This is a genomic window from Sinorhizobium psoraleae, from assembly GCF_013283645.1.
GTDB lineage: Bacteria > Pseudomonadota > Alphaproteobacteria > Rhizobiales > Rhizobiaceae > Sinorhizobium > Sinorhizobium psoraleae.
The window spans coordinates 1,841,967-1,859,025 of sequence record NZ_JABEKV010000001.1; the positions used below are offsets into that span (position 1 = coordinate 1,841,967).

Here is a 17,059-nt window from a genome sequence, read left to right on the forward strand (position 1 = left end):
CGCGCGGGTACCGGACGGGAAGGTCACGACACGACCCGTTGCGGACTTTGGAGGATGGGCAATACTGCAAAGAGTGCCTCTATCTCAGGAAACACGATCATGATTCCAGAGCGCCCTTCTCAGTGTCCTTTTTGCGAGATGGCACAGGGTCGCATTAGGCCAAGCACCATTTTTGAGAGCGATCGACTGCTGGCCTTCCTAGACATCTATCCGATCCGTCGCGGCCATGTTCAAATCATTCCTCGCGACCATTTCATACATTTCGGTGATCTGCCAGGCGATCTCGCGGGCGAGATTACCGCCCTGGGGCAGAAGATTGCCCGCGCTCAGAAGCGGATCTACAGAGTAGAGCGTGTCGCGTTCCTCTTTACAGGAGGCGACATTCCACACGTGCATGCTCATGTGGTTCCTATGGTGGAAAAGACCGACATAACATCGCGGCGCTACATCAAAGAAGAAACACTTACGTTTGCGGCGACGCCTCGCGCAACGATGGACGAACTCAGCGTTGTGGCCAATGAGCTAACCAGCGCGCTCGACACCGCGTAGTTCCGCATTCGACCGATTGCGGACAACGGTGCCTACGCGATGAAAGGCTCGAATGAGCCCAAAGCTGCCATAGCGAGCGGCTCCCAAGATATCATCCTAGCCCGGCAAGCGCCGCTCCGCTGTCGCCCGCGTGAAATGGAAGTGGTTCGATTTCACGCGCAGTACCGTCCCGCTGCTCGCTCCAAGAACGGTACTGGCGTGCCGCGATTTTCAGTTCGCCACGGATTCAGCAAGCCTCATATCGTTTGCCGCTACTCTGCTAATCTGTCGGTACGTTATTTGAGCAATTACCAGCGCAAGGGCGATGAATGCGGCGCCGATTAGACCGAGTTGGTACCGATCGAGCAATGTGATGCCGGCGGCACCAATCACGCCTGATGCGGATACACCTACGTAGAGAGCCGCCGAGTTCAATCCCAGCAGAAGGGACGCCGAACCGGGTGCCAAGCTAATCAAGCGGTGTTGCTGCGGCACAAGCAGTCCCCAGCCGCACACACCCCAGACAACGAGTGCCAGGGCCGAACTCCAAAGATGAGCCGTCGTCCATGGCAGCAACGCGAAATTGATCGCAGCAGCGGCAAGCGAGCCATTAATGGCAAGCCGGCTTCCAAAACGATCGGTGATATACCCGGCGGCGAAATTCCCGGCCGTCGCCGCGATTCCCCAAAGCAGGAGCAGCGCGGCCAACACGTCAGGCTGTCCGCCGGTGGCCCGATCAAAGGTCACACCGACGTAAGTATAGACCGCAAAAAATCCTGAGTAGGCTACCAGCGTCGTCACCAGAGTGAGTGCGATGCGGCTGTCCCTGAGCGGAACGAGGCGCTCTCGTAGGGAAACTGCCGGCAGCGGAGGTATCGTCGGCAAAAACATGTAGACGCCAGCGCCGGCAATGAGTCCGACGGCGGTCACAAACCACATCGTGGTTCGCCAGTCGCCAAGCCCGCCTATAAACGTCCCAATTGGCGAACCCAGCGCCGTTGCAGCAGACAGGCCCGCAATCACGATCGCCAACGCACTTGCACGTCGCTCCGGTGCGACAAGCGAGGCGCCGGTCGCCGTCGCTGTCGGACTAAACATCGCCGCGCCAAGCCCTGCGATAAAGCGGCTCGCCAAGACCCACCCGATAGAAGGTGCGATTGCAGTAATGAGGTTGCCAAGTACGAACACCGCCATGCCGGTAAGCAACAGGCGCTTTCGTGGCCAGTGTGCCGCTGCTGCCGCAATGACGGGAGAAAGCAGGGCGAAACTCAAAGCGTATACAGTCACCATCTGGCCTGCGACCGCGATGGAAACGCCCAGGGCTTCTGACACCTCCGGAAGAATTCCAGCAATGACAAAACTGTCAGTGCCGATAGCGAACATGCCGGTGGCAAGCACTACCAAGCGACGATCCATGGAGATAATCCTTCAAAAAAACCCGTCAACGGGCAACCGTGAGATACGGGCCGCGGGAATACTGGGGAAAAGTTCAATGCCGTCGATTTTCGCTGACAGCCAGCTCGGCTTTAGGATCGCAGCGCTTGCACTGCGACAGACGTCAGGCGCCCCTTGCCTCCGGCTCCTTCGCCAGCATTAGCGCTGCTTCAATACCTGCCTCCAGGATGTCTTCCGCGAGAGACGCATCGGAAACGGCGCGGGCGATTTGCAGGGTCCCGACCATGACACCGAAAATCGCCATGGCGCGTCTGATTGACGCTGTCGTGCCAGTTTCCGGTAGCTGCTCGGCGAGGTTCTTGATGTAGGGGAGAAGATTATTTTCGTAAGCTTCTCGCGTCGACTGGGGTTGCCGCCCGATCTCCGGCAACAATGCAGCCGAGGGGCAGCCTTCTTCGCTCCGTTCAAGATGGGACTTGTTCAGGTATCCCCGGATTGCACCTTCGATCCCGCGGCCGTCACCACAATCCTGCTTCGATCTGGCAGATTGGTCAGCCAAGGTGTTCACGAGAGCCTCTCGGAGGAGAGTCTCTTTAGACTCGAAGTGCGCATAGAACGCCCCATTCGTCAGTCCTGCCTCGGCCATAATCCCAGCCAAGCCCGTCGCGGATGCGCCATCCTTTCGGAAGCGTCGCGAAGCGACATCGATTATCCGCTTCCGCGTAGTCTCTTTGTGACCTTTCTCATAACGCATCGTGCTCTCCATCTTTCGGTATGTTGAAGGGTAACTGCGTAGCGCTTTCATGCTCGCAACGATAATTTCCTGCCCATTGGGTTTCCGCGTATCCAGGCGACACACCCCAGGGTCAGGCTCAAGTGCCGTTCAGACCGGCGTCGACAGAATGCCAACGGATGCTTCGACACGGCGCGCGAGTTGGAGAAGGCTTCTGTCACGACCCTGCTCGCCGTCGAGCTCAAGCCCAAACGGAAGCCCGTTGCCAGACACGCCTGTAGGAATGCTGATGCCTGGCAGGCCCGCTATGCTCGCGGTGATAGTGTGTCGTGCCAGAACCAGATCACTGACCTCATGACCCGCGATCAAGAATTTCGATTGATGCTCGATTCGCGGCGCCGTGCTGGGAGTTGTTGGAAAGAGAAGAGCCGAAGCTCCGCTGCGAGCCAATGCTTCTGCGAACCGACGCTGAATTTCGGGGCGATCGACTGAAACGGAGGTCTGATACGCCTCCGGGTTAAATCCCGGCCCGCTCGGCAATACGACATGTCCCCACGCGTCCTTCAGGCCCGATTTAAGTCCATTGTAAATTTCGTCGAAGGTGGTCGGAACGTCGTTGTGCAGAAGGAATTCCGATATTGCTTCCATTGTCTCGTGGAAAAAGATGCTCCAAGTCGACCTCTCGGTGATCGATGAAAAATCTTCTCCGAGGTCTACCTCCACAACCTCCGCACCAACTTGGCGTAGCCGGTAGATTGTATCTTTGAAATGGGCCTCGATATCAGGCTCTATCAGATCAAGATATTGCCGAGGCGCATAGGCCAACCTGACGCCCTTCAGATCAGAATGATCGGAGGATGCGACCGTCTCGGCCTTCGTCACGATTTGATCGACAAGCATGCAGTCGTCGACGCTGCGCGCAAGCACACCAGTTGTATCGAGGGTATGCGAGATCGGGGCGACGCCGTTGCGCGGCCAACGTCCTGTCGTCGGCTTGAAGCCAACGACACCGCAGAGCGAGGCAGGCACTCGGATTGAACCTACCGTATCACCCCCTAGGGCCGCGGGCACGATCCGGGCTGCGACAGACGCGCCGGCGCCGCTCGAGGAGCCCCCGGAAATATGATTGCGACTGTGCGGATTTCTCACCTGGCCATAGGGGCTGTTGTTGCCGGTCAAGCCATAGGACATCTCAACGAGGTTATTTTTGCCAAAGACGATGCCGCCAGCCTTTTTTATCGCACTGACAACATCGGCGTCCTCGCTCGGCACGAAACCGTCCAGATTCTGCACCCCGAGCGTCGTACGGAGTCCTTGAGTCAGATAGCTGTCCTTGACCGCCAACGGAACGCCCAGAAGGGGAGAGGTAGAGCCAGCGGCGCGGGCCTTGTCCGCATTTCGAGCCGCATTCAGCGCGGCTTCTTCATCTATCGTGATGAAGGCATTTAGATCTGAGTGGGTCCGGGCGCGCTGGAGGAGCGCGGCCGTGTATGACTCCGACGAGATATCTCCTTTACGAATGGCCGCGGCCGCTGCAACGACGCCAAGCCCCGCGAGCCAGTCTGATACTCCGTCCGAGGCTGCTCCGACGAGTTCGATGTTCTCTTGCATGATAACCTCACTTGAACGCTGCATGGAAACCCAGGATTGGTCGCCCGATCGTCGCTATCCTGTTGCAGCACGTTTCGTTGAATTACGATCATAATATAATATTGCATCCATAATGCAATAGAAAACTTCGTGTCGTGAGAGAAGTTGACGTTGCGCTGCCAATTCGCGCCACCGTTGTCCTCGGAAGGTACAGTTGGCGACTGGCCCCGCCCGGGCGCTAACGACCACTATGAGTCTATCCGCCGCTGAGTGCACTTCTGCGGGGAGGATGGTTGTCCGGCCTTCCGCCAGAATAGACCGCATGAGAGGCGGGCCAACAACCGTTGGCCCGCCCAGCAGCTACATCTAAAAGGCAACTTCCTGTGGCGGCCGGCTACGGAGGCACGGCTGAGGCAGGCGGCTAATATCGATCCTGGGAAGGATCGACTGTTTCGCCCGGCTGGCAGCAGTCCGCTACCGAACTTCCCAACAGAACATAGCCCGATCTAGGCCAAGGCTCGCAGGAGCTTTAGCTCGACAGGTCCCTCGGTCAATGTTGCAACCGTCGTTGACCACTCGTTCACGTGCGGGGTTTGTTTATGAGCTTCAAGCGCTGCGGTACTCTCGAAGATTTCATAAAACACAAAAAGGCCGGGCTCTTCCAAACCCTGGTGGAATTGGCAGAGGAGATTTCCGGCTTCCTGCCGCACCTTTGGGACCAGAGTATTCGTCGCGCGGACGAGTTCAGCCTCTTTACCGTCTCGTGCCCGCAGCGATGCCACGACGGTAACGGCTCCTTCGGGGAGCGCCACCGTCTGAGCGGCGTGAGATGCCATAGGGGCAGAGATCGCGCCAGCCGCGGCAATCATTCCGAACGTTGTCACCAGGCTGCGTCGATTCATTTGCAACTGGTCTTTCATTTCAACTCCATCCGATCGAGTTTCAGGGCGAGTGTCATCAGCGCGGCGCGGAGCGCCGTCATGAACCTGTTTTGGCATCTGTTATTCCTATTCGTTGTGCTTCCAGCGTAGAGCGGTGGGCATGGCCCCCCTCTTCATCTGCAACTGTGAGTAAGGGAACATTTGTTTCTATCGGGCTGCCGGCGATCTCTCGATCCCGCACGCCGAGCCATCTTGCGGCTCGGCGTACGTAGTCCAGATTGGCGCCGGACGGGCCGTTCTCGCTCCTGTGCGGAGCCGAGTCATGCTCAGTGCTTGTGAGCTGTCACGGTGTCGGGCACGGTGAACGTATGCGTCACTTCCTGTCCGGGGATGGCGTTGTGATTGGCGTCGACCAACACGATTCTTACCTTGTGCGGACCTGGGGGGAAATTGGCTATATCGACCGTGTTGTTGTCGCTCGCGTCAGCCCACCACCACGGCAAATCATCGACGATGACGTGGAGATGCCCGATACGTGGAGAAACGTTAAGGCCGCCCTTGCCGAACACCTGAACGATGCGCAGGTTCTCCACCCGATATTGAGCCCAATAGATACCCTGCTCGATTGCCTCGGCAACCGGGGGATCGACGATCAACTTTGGCGGGGGCTCGTTCTCGATGGCGATGTAGGGGGAAGGGCCGCGGATCTCCCGCGCGCTCTGGGCGAAAGCGCCAGTGGCAAGCAATGTGGCGGCCGTGGCGGCAGCGAAGGTCTTGATGAGCATGTTCATGGCATTCGTTCCTTTGATTCAGAAGGCAATTTGCCTGAGGGCAGTTCTTAACCGGACGCAAACAAGCGTCCGGCGTGAGGAGACTTTGTTCATCGCCCGATGCCTCGGATCTTTTAAATTACGATCATAATACCATATTACACTCATAATGCAATGCGAATTTTAGCCGTCGTTAAAGGAGCGAAGATTGAGCGCAGTCAGCTCGCGCCCCGGTTGTTTTCGGAATGACGCTTATTCGAGGGTGTTGCCGTTCAGTCCGTTTCGGCTGAGGAGGATCGGAAGATTGCCGAGCGTGAAAGCGAAATCGCGCGGCGACAGAGCAATGAGGTTTTTCGCGACGAGGAAAACGTCGACAGTGACCGCCATCTCCGCATTGCAGTCGCTCTGCATGCCGACTACGGCCTTCCGCTCTCCACCCAAAGCGGTCGCTCGGGGGATTCCGGTGCTGGACCGAAGCGGTCATCAATGCTTGTGACGAATCACCAGGCCCGCTAATTTCCGTAGCGCAGGCTTGGCCCACGCCTCCTCCCTCCATTCGGGGAAGTATCGCACATACGGGGTAACAACATCATCATCGAACCATCTGTTCGAGCGTCGCATAAGGAGGGATTGCGTTTCTGGCTCGGAATGGAGGTCCTTTGATGAAACTTTCTGCCCCCATCTTCCAATTGAAACGCCGAGCCAAGCTCATGGCTCGGAACAAAAACGTCCCCCTGCACGAAGCACTGGATCAAATTGCGCGTGAGGAGGGGTTCGCAAGATGGAGCCTGCTGTCGTCCCAAGTCGCAGCGGCGTCACTTTCCAAATCAATCCTGGCTCGGCTGGACGAGGGTGATTTGCTGCTGGTGGCCGGTCGCCCCGGGCATGGCAAGACCACGCTCGGCCTCCAGCTATTGCTCGACGCTGCCCGAGACGGCAGAAAAGCGGTATTCTTCACGCTGGAATTTACAGAACAGCAGGCGAGGAGGCACCTTCGGTCCTTGGACGAGGGGTCTCACGGTTTTTGCGAGACGTTGGAAATCTTGACGTCTGATGAAATCAGCGCGGACTACATCATCCGCCATTTGTCGGGGTCGGAGCGCGGGACGGTTGCCGTTATCGACTATCTGCAGATACTGGATCAGCGGCGAAGCAAGCCGGCACTCTCGGAGCAAGTTCTCGCCCTTGGAGATTTCGCCAAAAAGACCGGCGTTATGCTCGGGTTCATTTCGCAGGTAGATCGATCGTTTGATCCGGAAAGCAAGCGCCTGCCGGACATCAGGGACATTCGTCTCCCTAATCTCGTTGATCTGGGGCTCTTCAACAAAGCCTGCTTCCTGCACAACGGTGCGGCACAGCTTCAGGACGTGGCCTCTTAAATCGGCGACGATTTAAGGAAACACGCAGGAGTAAGCTTCGGCCCCGTTCGGCGCAGCACCGACGTTTGCCGAATGCGATCCGGCGAGAACGCGCTTACGCGAATTTGAGGTCTCCCGACGCGGTGAATACCTGACGTTTCTTCCGCGAAAAAGTGGCGTATCTTGCCGCGACGGGCGACCAGATCGTTTCATTATTTCATTGAAACGGTGAAATGGCCTAACTCTTTGAAACGACGCAATTCCTGCGGAAAGCCGTTGCACAGTTTTCCTAGAATTGGCTTGGGGGTACTACGATGATTCTGAAGGGAACCAATCTGTCCGACACGATACGCGGCTTCCTCAGCGACGACGAGATCTGGGGCTATGACGGCGACGACTATCTCGACGGCGGAGGGGGCAACGACATGATCTTCGCCGGCCTCGGCAACGACTACATCGTGGCGGGGGACGGCGACGACTATGTCGAAGGCGACGATGGCAATGACCGTTTTGAAGGCGGCCTGGGCAACGACACCCTCAAGGGCGGATTGGGAAACGACATCTTTGACGGTGGCGACGGCAGCGACACCCTCAATGGCGGCGACGGCCATGACCGGATCCACGGTGGTCGCGGACACGACAAGATCTTTGGCGGCGCAGGCGAAGAATATATCGACGGCGGCGATGGCGACGACATCATTTACGCTGGATCGGGCAATGACGGCTTCAATAATCGCGTAAATCCGGCAACCGGAAAGATCACACAGCAGGCGGTCGGAGGCGGCGCCGGTGATGACAGGATCTACGGTGAAGAGGGCGACGACGTTCTCAAGGGCCAGTCCGGCAATGACGAGGTCTATGGCGGCATCGGCAATGACATCGTTGATGGCGGCGACGGGAACAACTACCTGGACGGCGGCGACGGCCATGACATCCTGGACGCCGAAACCGGCATTGACGAGGCGCATGGCGGGTCCGGCAACGACAGGATCGAGCTCGGCGCCGGCAATGATCTGGCCTACGGCGACGACGGCGACGATGCGCTGTCGGGGGAAGCGGGAGACGACACCCTCCATGGCGGCATCGGCAACGACATCTTCTATGCCGGCGATGGCAACGACACCCTGCGCGGCGACGCCGGGAGGGACACTCTCATAGGAGAAGCGGGAAGCGATATCCTGTGGGGTGGCGCCGATGCCGACCGCTTCGTCTTCAAGGCGACGCCCGCGCTCATCGGTCAGGACACCGTCATGGATTTCCAAGATGGGGTCGATCTCCTGGTTATCGAGAAACTCGGGGTTACCCAATATTCCAGCTCCGGCGCCAACGGAACCGTCCATGCCTATGATACCTCCGACGGCGACGTGCTCATAAAGGGCTATGACTCCGTCGGTCACGTGTTCTCCATCCTGATGGACGATCCCAACGGCAGTCTCAGCGCCGCCAACTTCTCGAGGAGCGATTTCCTGTTCGCTTGACGGATCGTCAGCCCGGATGACTGGGTGGGAGTTTTCGCGCAGCGGCAGCTCCCGCGCACAGCACCGGACATGGAGGCGCTGTCGGCGCGTGGCCGCATCGGGGTCGATCTCTCACGTTCCCCGGAGGGCGCAAGAGGGGTGCTTTTCTGCCTTGCCTTGCCTGGTGAGGAACGCGAAAGAAGCGCCAACTCCTGACATTTGCGCGGGCAGCAGCGAAGGTCGCGGTAGCGTCGTGAGACTCGCACACTTGTCTCGACTTGGGGTAGGGCCATGCCTGGATTTCGCCGCTTCGGCCGAACAAAAATCGTGCTTTTGCTACTAGTTGCACTCTATGTCGGCCGACCGGCGTATTACTCGCTGTCCGTCTGGCTATCGCCTGAAAGTATTGGAGACCGAGCATGCCCTCCCGGAGCAAAAGGTGATCCCGATGCTGATGCTCCGCGACACCGTATATCAGGTACAATTAAAACGATTCAGCTGACTGACGCTGGGGCGTACGTCAATCGTTGCCAACTTACTGCGGCGCTCGTGGAATTTACCCGTCTCCGTCGAGGTGTGGACGACGTTGGCAAAAAGCTTGTCGTGATCTATGTCCATGGATGGCGCAACGATGAGCGGACGACCGATGGGGACTATGTTTCCTTCAAGAAGCTGATTGACGATCTCACTAGGGCGAACGAACACAGGAAGCATGTCGTTGGGATCTATGTCAGTTGGAAGGCTAGGAGCGACAATCCCGTGCTCGGGTTAGTAAATTTTTGGTCCCGCATGTTCGCTGCGGATAGAATTGCCCAGTCGGGCACTGTTGCAAGCATAATCGGGGCTGCATCAAACATCGTCAGGACCAATAACCACGATAGTGAGCTAATTGCGATCGGCCACAGTTTCGGGGCACGCATCCTTTTTTCCTCAGTTCAACAAAATTTCCTCTATGCTTTAGCGCGTGCTCACCCGGGTTATCGTGGCGGCACATACGCCAAGATCGAGCCAATTGCCGATGGGGTTATTCTTCTCAATCCGGCCTTTGAGGCTTCCATGTACACACGTTTGGATGCGCAGCGGCGGCTACAGGAAAAGTTCAATCCCCACCAGCCGCCGTTGCTAGTCGTCATCTCCAGCAAGGCCGATTTGGCAACTAGGGCTGCGTTCCCTTTCGGGCGATGGCTTGCAGGTTGGCTACCGTGGAACGAACTTGTAACCGTGGGAAACAATCCGGAATACTGGACGCACGACCTTCGCCGATCGGAACAGTGCCAGACGAAAGAAAGGCTCGACTTTTGGGCAGGCTTCTCTCACAAGGGATTATGTATGACACATCGAGTAGGCGTTCCGTTTCCCTTCCATATGGTGACCACGGATGCCTCGATAATCAATGGGCATTCGGACATCTGGAACCCTGAGTTTTCCGATTTTCTTTTCGAGCTCGTTAAGAAAATGTCGGAGCGCGCAAGGCCGCCCGCCTATACGCAGGGCAGCATGACCGTCGATCAGCCTGAGGCTGACATGACCACCGTTCCGTTAAACCCTCATTAAGCGACACAGGTCGTTCGTGCGACATCGGAACGTCCGCTGACATCGATTGCAGACTCATTCGCAGCGACGGATCAAGGGCCGCTTCGGATCAAAACTTGTCCAAGAGATTGCCTTTCGGGAAAGTCCGCAATGGGTCGATCTTTCACGTTCCCCAGAGGGCGCAAGAGGGGTGCTTTTCTGCCTTGCCTTGTCTGGTGAGGAACGCGAAAGAAGCGCCAAAGGCGGTCACGTCACGAATGCCCTACGATGTGTTCGACAAGGCGAGGTGCTTCCTCGACGATCGACAATATTATGCCTGACTTGCGGGTGGAGGCGAAATCCAACCCGGCGAAGTAGAGGCCTGGCAGGGCGGCCACGCCATCCTCGTGAACAGGCCGTCCCGCGGCATCGAGCGCACCTTGAAGTCTCACCCAGCTGAAATCGCCCTTGAAGCCTGTGCACCACACGACACTCGTTACGCCGGACCGGGAGAGATCAAGCGAACCGATCGCGGGGTTTGGCCGACGTATCGCGACCGTTTCCGCCGGGTCGGGCTCCGCAACGGGTGCATCGATTCCAGCGCGGCTGATATATTCGTCGATGTGGCGCTTGATGTTCTCGGAGGCTTCATCTGCAAAGCGAACATTCGCTTCGAGATCGTCGGCGAAGGAGAGGCGGCCGCCATCCTCGACGCCAGTCAATCGTCCAAGAAGCACGACACCTTGGGCGCTGAGCGCTTGAAGGCTTATCGTGTGCACCGGCCCAACCACACCACGAGGCGGGATGCGTCCCGCAAGCCGAATGACCTCCTCTCGTCGCACGTCGAGAAACCCGCATTCGAGGAGCCAGAGCATAATGTCGCGGCCCCGGTAGCGCCGTGGGAGCCGTCCGACACGACTGGTGGCAAGGAAGACTGTTCGGCCTGCTTCCGCCAATTCCTCCGCGATCTGGGCACCCGATTGGCCACTGCCGACCACCAGCACCGCTCCAGCGGGGAGATCCGCAGCGCTGCGGTAGCCGGAAGCGTCGACCTGGCGAAGGGCAGGGGGTAATTGAGCGGCCCAAACCGGGCGCACCGGACAATTCAGGCTGCCGCTTGCGACGATCACATTCCGCGCCAAAAGCGTGCCGCGGGAGGTGGTCAGCCGATACGCGCCATTCTCGTGATTTTCGTGCGCGCGCGAAAGTTCGGTCACCGCCGTATCCGGTTCGATCGGGAGCGCGTTGCGCCTGGCGAAGTCCTCGAGGAGAGCGACGAACTGGTCGCGCGTCAGGGCACCAAACGGATCCGGGCCGTCATAGCGGTCGCCTGGCATGACGGTCTGCACGTTGGGGGTATTCATCCGAAATGAATCCCATCGCTGTGTGCGCCATGTCTCTCCGATGCGGCCTCGCTCCAACACGCTATGGCGCAGGCCCCGTCGTGCCAGCCAATAGCTGACACCCAGGCCGGCCCAGCCTGCCCCGATTACGACCGCATCAAGAGCATTGACGCTATCGGTCATTTGCAGCGGTGATTTCATGATCGACATCCCAGCGGAGCCGCCATCCCCCGCAGCATTAAGCCTTGTCCAAGGCAGTTAGTCCAGCGTGGCGGATCTCCACCCGACTGTCAGAGCGCACTCCAGTTCCCGCGACCATCGGTTCTGCCGAGCCCGCGCCCATCTCTGATAAAGAAAAAAGCGGAATTAGGTAGCAAATGCCACAAGGTTGGCAGAACCAACCTCATTGCAGGCCAGTCGGTGATGTTGAGCAACCACCGTCAGGGTTGTACTGACATTCCCCATGAAGTTGTGTTAGGTGAAGCGAGGCGTTAGCGACAGCGTGAGGGCGTGGTGAGCATTTCCGAGAAATCGAGCCGAACACTTTACGTTGTCGAACTCGTCATTTTCGCGCTGTTTCCGACCTTTGTTCTGGCGGCGTGGACAATTTTGGTAGGTACCAGCGCGTTGTTTGTGTTTCTTTCCTCCTTTCCCATGCTAGCGGCCAGCTTTCTATTTGACATTCAGCAGACGCCTGGAGAGGCATTGCTATTGATGGCACTTTCCGGGGGGGCCGCTGTTCTAGCAGGAATGGGCGCGACTGCGCTCGTGAAATTCATATCCTTGTCGGCGATCTTCATGAGACGCGGCACGGCCGAACTGCGAAGGCATCGGCAGGAACTCTGGCGCTGCCTTGCATGGGCAGTCCTTCCGCTCATTGCGACCAACGCTCTTTTTCCAGATTTCGACGAGAGGGTATTCCGGTTTCTGGCCTACGGCCTGACCCTGGGGGTTCCGCTCATTCATCTTTGGGCTGAAATGCGATATCGCGGTCATTGATCAACGGCGGTCGGAATCTTGTGGCATTTGCTACCTAATTCCGGAAAAAAGCTCCTCCTACTCACACGCACTCCGCTGCTGGTGCAGCGGAATGACGTTTTCAGGCAATCGAGTCTGGTGATGCCTTTGCTAAATCCGACCCGGTTGGATCTCATGCCTTGAGGAGAAGCTGGAGCCGCCAGCTCACGGTCCATTTTTCGTGACGGGTTGGTTGCACACCACTTTCGGGCAAACTGGCGCGCACAGCACGCTGGCCGACCACAGAGACTGACATCAAGCGAAATCAATTGGGAGGTTGACGATGGTGCAGCGTGTGATGGTGACAGCGGGTGGCTCGGGTATCGGGTGGGCCGTTGCGAAAGCTTTTCATGACAAGGGAGCCAAGGTGCACATCTGTGACATCAACGAGGGCGCGCTGCGGGAAGCCACCGCCGCGCATCCCGACATTGTCGCCACGCACCTTGACGTATCCAGCGAAGAAGAAGTGAACCGCTGGTTCGATCAGGCGCTCGGCGATCTCGGCGGTCTCGATGTCCTCGTCAATAACGCAGGAACCAAGGGACCCACGGGGTATGTGGAGGAACTTCGGCTCGACGATTGGCAGAAATGCCTGAACGTTTGCCTAGACGCACAGTTTCTCTGCGTAAAACGGGCCGCACCCGTGATGAAGGCGCAGCGATCGGGCAGCATCATTAACATTGCTTCGACCGCCGGATTGTTCGGCTATGGTCTCCGCACACCTTATGCTGCCGCAAAGTGGGCGGTCATCGGCTTCACCAAGTCGCTGGCAATCGAGCTTGGCCCATACGAGGTCCGCGCGAACGCCATCTGCCCCGGGTCCGTGGCAGGGGCGCGCATGGAGCACGTAGCGAGAGCCGAAGCGGAAAGCCGCAACGTCTCGATCGAAGTCGTAAACAAGGAATATGTGCAGTCGCAGTCGATCAAGCGCTTTGTGAACCCCGAAGAAATCGCTGACATGTGCGTTTTCCTCGGCTCGCCCGCTTCGAAGATGGTGAGCGGCCAGGCGATTGCCGTCGACGGCCACACAGAGACCTACCACATCGGATGCTAGACAATCATCATTGAACCCACATCCGGGACGACCGCCAAGCCCTCGAAGAGCATCGGGCTGACTTGGGCATAACCAACGGAACGGCCGGACAATCCCCTGTCCTGCCTTTCCTTTGTGTTTCTCTCAGCAGCGTCCAGAGTCTGTAATGGTGGTCTCGGGAGCAGTGGTGCATTACCGAAGACCTCATGACAGACCTTTCGAGATCTCCGGGCTATCGGTCGCCGCGATGACGCACGATCCCGCTATCCTCCAGCAGTCGCGTCAGTGAGGTTTGACGACCGGAATGGGGCCGGGCGCGGACCGACCGGCTTGAATGTAGAGTTCCCGTTGAGACAAAGACCACCTGCTAACCGCAGGCCCGAATTCGGCCACGCTACGGAACAATTTCCTTGCCTAGCTCTTTGACCGGCATAGGGTTGGTGAGTAATGGTACCGCATGGTTCAAAAACGCCAGTCGAACGTCAGGAACCCGAGGAACTCGGCTACAGACTGCACCAGCAGTCTGTCCTTTCGGAATTTGGGCAGAGCGCCCTTGAGGTCCCTACGCTCGACGCCCTCCTGGGCGAAGCAGTCCGGCTGTGCGCTGAGGGCATGCGCGCCCGCTGCTGCAAGGCGATGGAGTACCTCGCCGATCAAGGTCTCCTCCTGGTCAGGGCGGGAGTGGGATGGAAGCCCGGCGTGGTGGGTCACACCACCCTCGAAACAGGCCTCGACACCCCCGCCGGATTGGCGTTTCAAACAGGCCGTCCCGTCCTTTCTAACAACCTCGATGTAGAGCGCAGATTCCGCGTGCCCAAGCTTCTCGTCGAGCATGGGATCAAGCGGCTCTTGAACGTACCAGTTCCCCTCTCCAAGGGGCGCGCGTGGGGCGTGCTTGCCGCCGACAGTCCCGACGATGGCGCGTTCGACGATGTCGATGGCGAATTCATGGAGGGCATGGCCAGCCTGCTGGGCGTCGCCATCCAGGGCAGGCTCACCCAGCAGAAGCTGGAGCAGCATGCGGCTCTATTGCGGTTGTCTCACGACGCGATCATCGTATGGACGGCTGCCCACGGTATCGAACTCTGGAGCGAGGGCGCCACTCACCTTTATGGTTTCACGGCGAGAGAAGCCCTGGGCCGGTCGCCGGCCAAGCTGATCGAGCCCGTCTATCCGGCGCAGTGGGCGGACGTGGAGAGGGAGCTCAAATCACGCGGCGGCTGGGAAGGGGAGGTTCGGCAAAGCTGCAAGGACGGGCACGAGGTGATTGTACTCAGCCGCCTGCAGCTGGTGAGGGGGCCAGGCCGAGAGGAACGGCTGCTGGAGGTCAATCGGGATATCAGCCCGCGCAAGCGCGTGGAAGCGGCGCTGCGTGCCAGCGAGGAGCGGTTCCGTACGCTCTACGAAGCCCAGCAGACGGCGCATCTGATATTGTCGCCCGATCTGATCATCGAGAACGCGTCGCCGGCCTATCTCGAAGCCACCATGAAACGCCGCGAGGAGCTGATCGGCAAGCACCTGTTCGAGGCATTCCCGGACAACACAGACGACCCCGGGGCGACCGGCGTGCGCAATCTTCGCGCTTCCCTAAACCGCGTGCTGGAGAACCGCGCTCCCGATAGGATGCCGGTGCAGAAGTACGATATCCGGCAGCCTTCCGGCGTATTCGAGGCTCGCTGGTGGGCACCGCTCAACGTGCCGGTGTTCAGCGATGAGGGCAGGGTGCGGCACATCATCCATCAGGTAGAGGACGTCACGGCCGAGATGATCGAGCGGCAGAAGGCGGCTGAGGCGAAGGCTGGCGAGGCCCGGCTGCGGGAGCTCGCGGACACCATCCCGGGGCTCGTTTTCGAGACCGATCCCGAAGGGCGCAACACCTACGTCAACGAACAGTACCGCGCCTATACGGGTCTCCCACTTGACGCCCTGCTTGGCGAGCGCTGGCGCGAGGTGGTTCACCCGGACGACCGCGGCCGTGTGGCCGCCGCGTGGCGCGAAGCGGCCCACAGCTCGCAGCCGTTGGAGATGGAGGCCCGAATACGACGGGCCGACGGCGCCTGGCGCTGGTTTATGTTTCGTGTTTCGGGCATCCGCGACGATGATGGGCGCGGCAAGAAGGGGATCGGTGTGTGCATCGATATCGACGACGCCAAGAGGGCCCAGGAACTGCTGCGCGAGAGCGAACAGCAGTTCCGAAACCTAGCCGAATCCCTGCCGCAGCTTACGTGGATGGCAGATGGCAGAGGGTGGATCTATTGGTATAATCGCCGGTGGTTCGAGTACACCGGCACTACTCTCGAGGAGATGCAGGGGTGGGGATGGCGCGCCGTCCACCATCCCGATTACGTGGACGGCGTCGTCGAGCGCATCCAACGAGCCTGGAACACCGGCGAGCCCTGGGAGGACAGTTTCCCACTGCGCGGGGCGGACGGGCACTACAGATGGTTCCTGTCGCGGGCGCTGCCGATGAAAGATTCGGAAGGCCGCGTGATCCGATGGTTCGGAACCAACACGGACATCACAGAGAAACAGAGGCTCGAGGACCTCCAGAAGACGCTGATCCACGAAATCAGCCATCGGGTAAAGAACAGCCTGGCACTGGTCTCGAGCCTCCTTAACCTGCAGGCCAGAACACTAGAGGGCACTCCCCGCAAGGCACTGGCGGAGGCCGCCTCGCGGGTGCACTCGGTTGCCGGGGTCCACGACCAACTGTCGCTCCAGGAGAACGCCCGGGAGGTCGATCTCGGCCCCTTCATCCAGAATCTCGCCGGGGCGATAGCGACGTCGGCGCCCCGGCACACCACGGCCGTAGAAGCCGAGTCGGGCACGGTTTCAGCGGATCTTGCCATTCCCATCGGTCTTCTGCTGAACGAGCTCCTCACCAACGCCTACAAGTACGCCTATCCTGAGGATGTCGGGGGCGAGGTCCGGGTGAAGGGTACACTGACCGGAGAAGATCGATACCGCCTCGAGGTGGCCGACTTCGGGCGGGGCCTACCGGCCGGTTTTGCTTTCACCAAGGCCGGAGGCAGTCTCGGATCGCGCGTAATCACCAGCTTGGCGACGCAGCTGAACGGCGAACTCACGGCCGATTCCACCCACCCGGGTGCGCGGTTCACCTTGACGTTTCCCCTGAGGCGCAACGGTGAGAAATCGCCGACGCGGTGATTTCGCAGTTTTGGTCCGAGCGGTAACCTTTGCGTTGCGCACGCGAATGTCTGCTTTCGAGCCCTGCGGAGGGGCTTCTCACGACTGTATGGGGCGCAAACCGGTCGTTGTTGGGCCACGAGTTCAAGGACCGGAATCCACCCGATGCGGACCGTAGCATCCTGAGGTGCCAGGTCCGCTTCGGGCCAGCACCGGAATTCCCTGTGCAATCGACGCATGGTAAGCGGTGTTCTCAGGCCACGGGCTTGGTTTCTGGCTTGTCGGCGTAGGTCCA

14 protein-coding genes are annotated in these 17,059 nt (G+C 59.1%); 7 read left to right on the forward strand and 7 right to left on the reverse strand.

What is annotated here, in order from left to right:
* The first annotated feature begins 99 nt into the window (after positions 1–99).
* The gene (locus ILFOPFJJ_RS08690; RefSeq protein WP_173510097.1) at positions 100–549 is read left to right on the forward strand and encodes an HIT family protein; all 450 of its coding nucleotides are present in this window, start codon (positions 100–102) and stop codon (positions 547–549) included.
* 210 nt (positions 550–759) lie between these two features.
* On the opposite strand, the gene ILFOPFJJ_RS08695 is transcribed toward ILFOPFJJ_RS08690, so the two are convergent.
* The 6 genes from ILFOPFJJ_RS08695 to ILFOPFJJ_RS08720 all read right to left on the reverse strand — a co-directional run bounded on the left by ILFOPFJJ_RS08695 (position 760) and on the right by ILFOPFJJ_RS08720 (position 6,308).
* The gene (locus ILFOPFJJ_RS08695; protein WP_173510098.1) at positions 760–1,944 is read right to left on the reverse strand and encodes an MFS transporter; all 1,185 of its coding nucleotides are present in this window, start codon (positions 1,942–1,944) and stop codon (positions 760–762) included.
* Between the two features lie 142 nt (positions 1,945–2,086).
* The gene (locus ILFOPFJJ_RS08700) at positions 2,087–2,728 is read right to left on the reverse strand and encodes a TetR/AcrR family transcriptional regulator (RefSeq protein ID WP_312032686.1); all 642 of its coding nucleotides are present in this window, start codon (positions 2,726–2,728) and stop codon (positions 2,087–2,089) included.
* A gap of 78 nt (positions 2,729–2,806) precedes the next feature.
* Entirely contained in the window at positions 2,807–4,267 is a 1,461-nt protein-coding gene (locus ILFOPFJJ_RS08705; protein WP_173510099.1) for an amidase family protein, read from the reverse strand.
* Between the two features lie 485 nt (positions 4,268–4,752).
* Positions 4,753–5,166 (reverse strand): putative quinol monooxygenase, encoded by a 414-nt coding sequence (locus tag ILFOPFJJ_RS08710; RefSeq protein WP_173510100.1) that lies wholly within the window; start codon positions 5,164–5,166, stop codon positions 4,753–4,755.
* A gap of 287 nt (positions 5,167–5,453) precedes the next feature.
* Positions 5,454–5,918, reverse strand: coding sequence for a DUF6130 family protein (locus tag ILFOPFJJ_RS08715; RefSeq protein ID WP_173510101.1), 465 nt, complete (start codon positions 5,916–5,918; stop codon positions 5,454–5,456).
* A 231-nt stretch (positions 5,919–6,149) separates the two neighbouring features.
* Positions 6,150–6,308 (reverse strand): hypothetical protein, encoded by a 159-nt coding sequence (locus ILFOPFJJ_RS08720; RefSeq protein WP_173510102.1) that lies wholly within the window; start codon positions 6,306–6,308, stop codon positions 6,150–6,152.
* Positions 6,309–6,559: 251 nt separating this feature from the next.
* On the opposite strand from ILFOPFJJ_RS08720, the gene ILFOPFJJ_RS08725 reads away from it, so the two are divergent.
* From ILFOPFJJ_RS08725 to ILFOPFJJ_RS08735, 3 genes are all read left to right on the forward strand, one after another.
* Positions 6,560–7,276, forward strand: coding sequence for a DNA helicase (locus ILFOPFJJ_RS08725; RefSeq protein WP_173510103.1), 717 nt, complete (start codon positions 6,560–6,562; stop codon positions 7,274–7,276).
* Positions 7,277–7,569: 293 nt separating this feature from the next.
* The gene (locus ILFOPFJJ_RS08730; RefSeq protein WP_173510104.1) at positions 7,570–8,733 is read left to right on the forward strand and encodes a calcium-binding protein; all 1,164 of its coding nucleotides are present in this window, start codon (positions 7,570–7,572) and stop codon (positions 8,731–8,733) included.
* 270 nt (positions 8,734–9,003) lie between these two features.
* On the forward strand, positions 9,004–10,266 hold the full coding sequence (locus ILFOPFJJ_RS08735) for an alpha/beta fold hydrolase (RefSeq protein WP_173510105.1): 1,263 nt from the start codon (positions 9,004–9,006) through the stop codon (positions 10,264–10,266).
* A gap of 230 nt (positions 10,267–10,496) precedes the next feature.
* Here the strand turns inward: ILFOPFJJ_RS08735 and ILFOPFJJ_RS08740 are convergent, their stop codons facing one another.
* Positions 10,497–11,777 (reverse strand): flavin-containing monooxygenase, encoded by a 1,281-nt coding sequence (locus ILFOPFJJ_RS08740; RefSeq protein ID WP_173510106.1) that lies wholly within the window; start codon positions 11,775–11,777, stop codon positions 10,497–10,499.
* Positions 11,778–12,080: 303 nt separating this feature from the next.
* Between ILFOPFJJ_RS08740 and ILFOPFJJ_RS08745 the strand changes: the two genes are divergently transcribed.
* The 3 genes from ILFOPFJJ_RS08745 to ILFOPFJJ_RS08755 all read left to right on the forward strand — a co-directional run bounded on the left by ILFOPFJJ_RS08745 (position 12,081) and on the right by ILFOPFJJ_RS08755 (position 16,785).
* Positions 12,081–12,566, forward strand: coding sequence for a hypothetical protein (locus ILFOPFJJ_RS08745; protein ID WP_173510107.1), 486 nt, complete (start codon positions 12,081–12,083; stop codon positions 12,564–12,566).
* Positions 12,567–12,867: 301 nt separating this feature from the next.
* A complete protein-coding gene (locus ILFOPFJJ_RS08750; protein ID WP_246299506.1) occupies positions 12,868–13,638 on the forward strand; it encodes an SDR family oxidoreductase in 771 nt (256 codons plus the stop codon).
* Positions 13,639–14,229: 591 nt separating this feature from the next.
* The gene (locus ILFOPFJJ_RS08755; protein WP_246299561.1) at positions 14,230–16,785 is read left to right on the forward strand and encodes a PAS domain S-box protein; all 2,556 of its coding nucleotides are present in this window, start codon (positions 14,230–14,232) and stop codon (positions 16,783–16,785) included.
* Positions 16,786–17,059: the final 274 nt, after the last annotated feature.

Bases quoted from the DNA above. Each gene is read 5' to 3' on its own strand.
- ILFOPFJJ_RS08690 (WP_173510097.1), top strand. From the start codon at position 100: ATGATTCCAGAGCGCCCTTCTCAGTGTCCTTTTTGCGAGATGGCACAG.
- ILFOPFJJ_RS08695 (WP_173510098.1), bottom strand. From the start codon at position 1,944: ATGGATCGTCGCTTGGTAGTGCTTGCCACCGGCATGTTCGCTATCGGC.
- ILFOPFJJ_RS08700 (WP_312032686.1), bottom strand. From the start codon at position 2,728: ATGAAAGCGCTACGCAGTTACCCTTCAACATACCGAAAGATGGAGAGC.
- ILFOPFJJ_RS08705 (WP_173510099.1), bottom strand. From the start codon at position 4,267: ATGCAAGAGAACATCGAACTCGTCGGAGCAGCCTCGGACGGAGTATCA.
- ILFOPFJJ_RS08710 (WP_173510100.1), bottom strand. From the start codon at position 5,166: ATGAAAGACCAGTTGCAAATGAATCGACGCAGCCTGGTGACAACGTTC.
- ILFOPFJJ_RS08715 (WP_173510101.1), bottom strand. From the start codon at position 5,918: ATGAACATGCTCATCAAGACCTTCGCTGCCGCCACGGCCGCCACATTG.
- ILFOPFJJ_RS08720 (WP_173510102.1), bottom strand. From the start codon at position 6,308: ATGCAGAGCGACTGCAATGCGGAGATGGCGGTCACTGTCGACGTTTTC.
- ILFOPFJJ_RS08725 (WP_173510103.1), top strand. From the start codon at position 6,560: ATGAAACTTTCTGCCCCCATCTTCCAATTGAAACGCCGAGCCAAGCTC.
- ILFOPFJJ_RS08730 (WP_173510104.1), top strand. From the start codon at position 7,570: ATGATTCTGAAGGGAACCAATCTGTCCGACACGATACGCGGCTTCCTC.
- ILFOPFJJ_RS08735 (WP_173510105.1), top strand. From the start codon at position 9,004: ATGCCTGGATTTCGCCGCTTCGGCCGAACAAAAATCGTGCTTTTGCTA.
- ILFOPFJJ_RS08740 (WP_173510106.1), bottom strand. From the start codon at position 11,777: ATGTCGATCATGAAATCACCGCTGCAAATGACCGATAGCGTCAATGCT.
- ILFOPFJJ_RS08750 (WP_246299506.1), top strand. From the start codon at position 12,868: ATGGTGCAGCGTGTGATGGTGACAGCGGGTGGCTCGGGTATCGGGTGG.
- ILFOPFJJ_RS08755 (WP_246299561.1), top strand. From the start codon at position 14,230: ATGCGCGCCCGCTGCTGCAAGGCGATGGAGTACCTCGCCGATCAAGGT.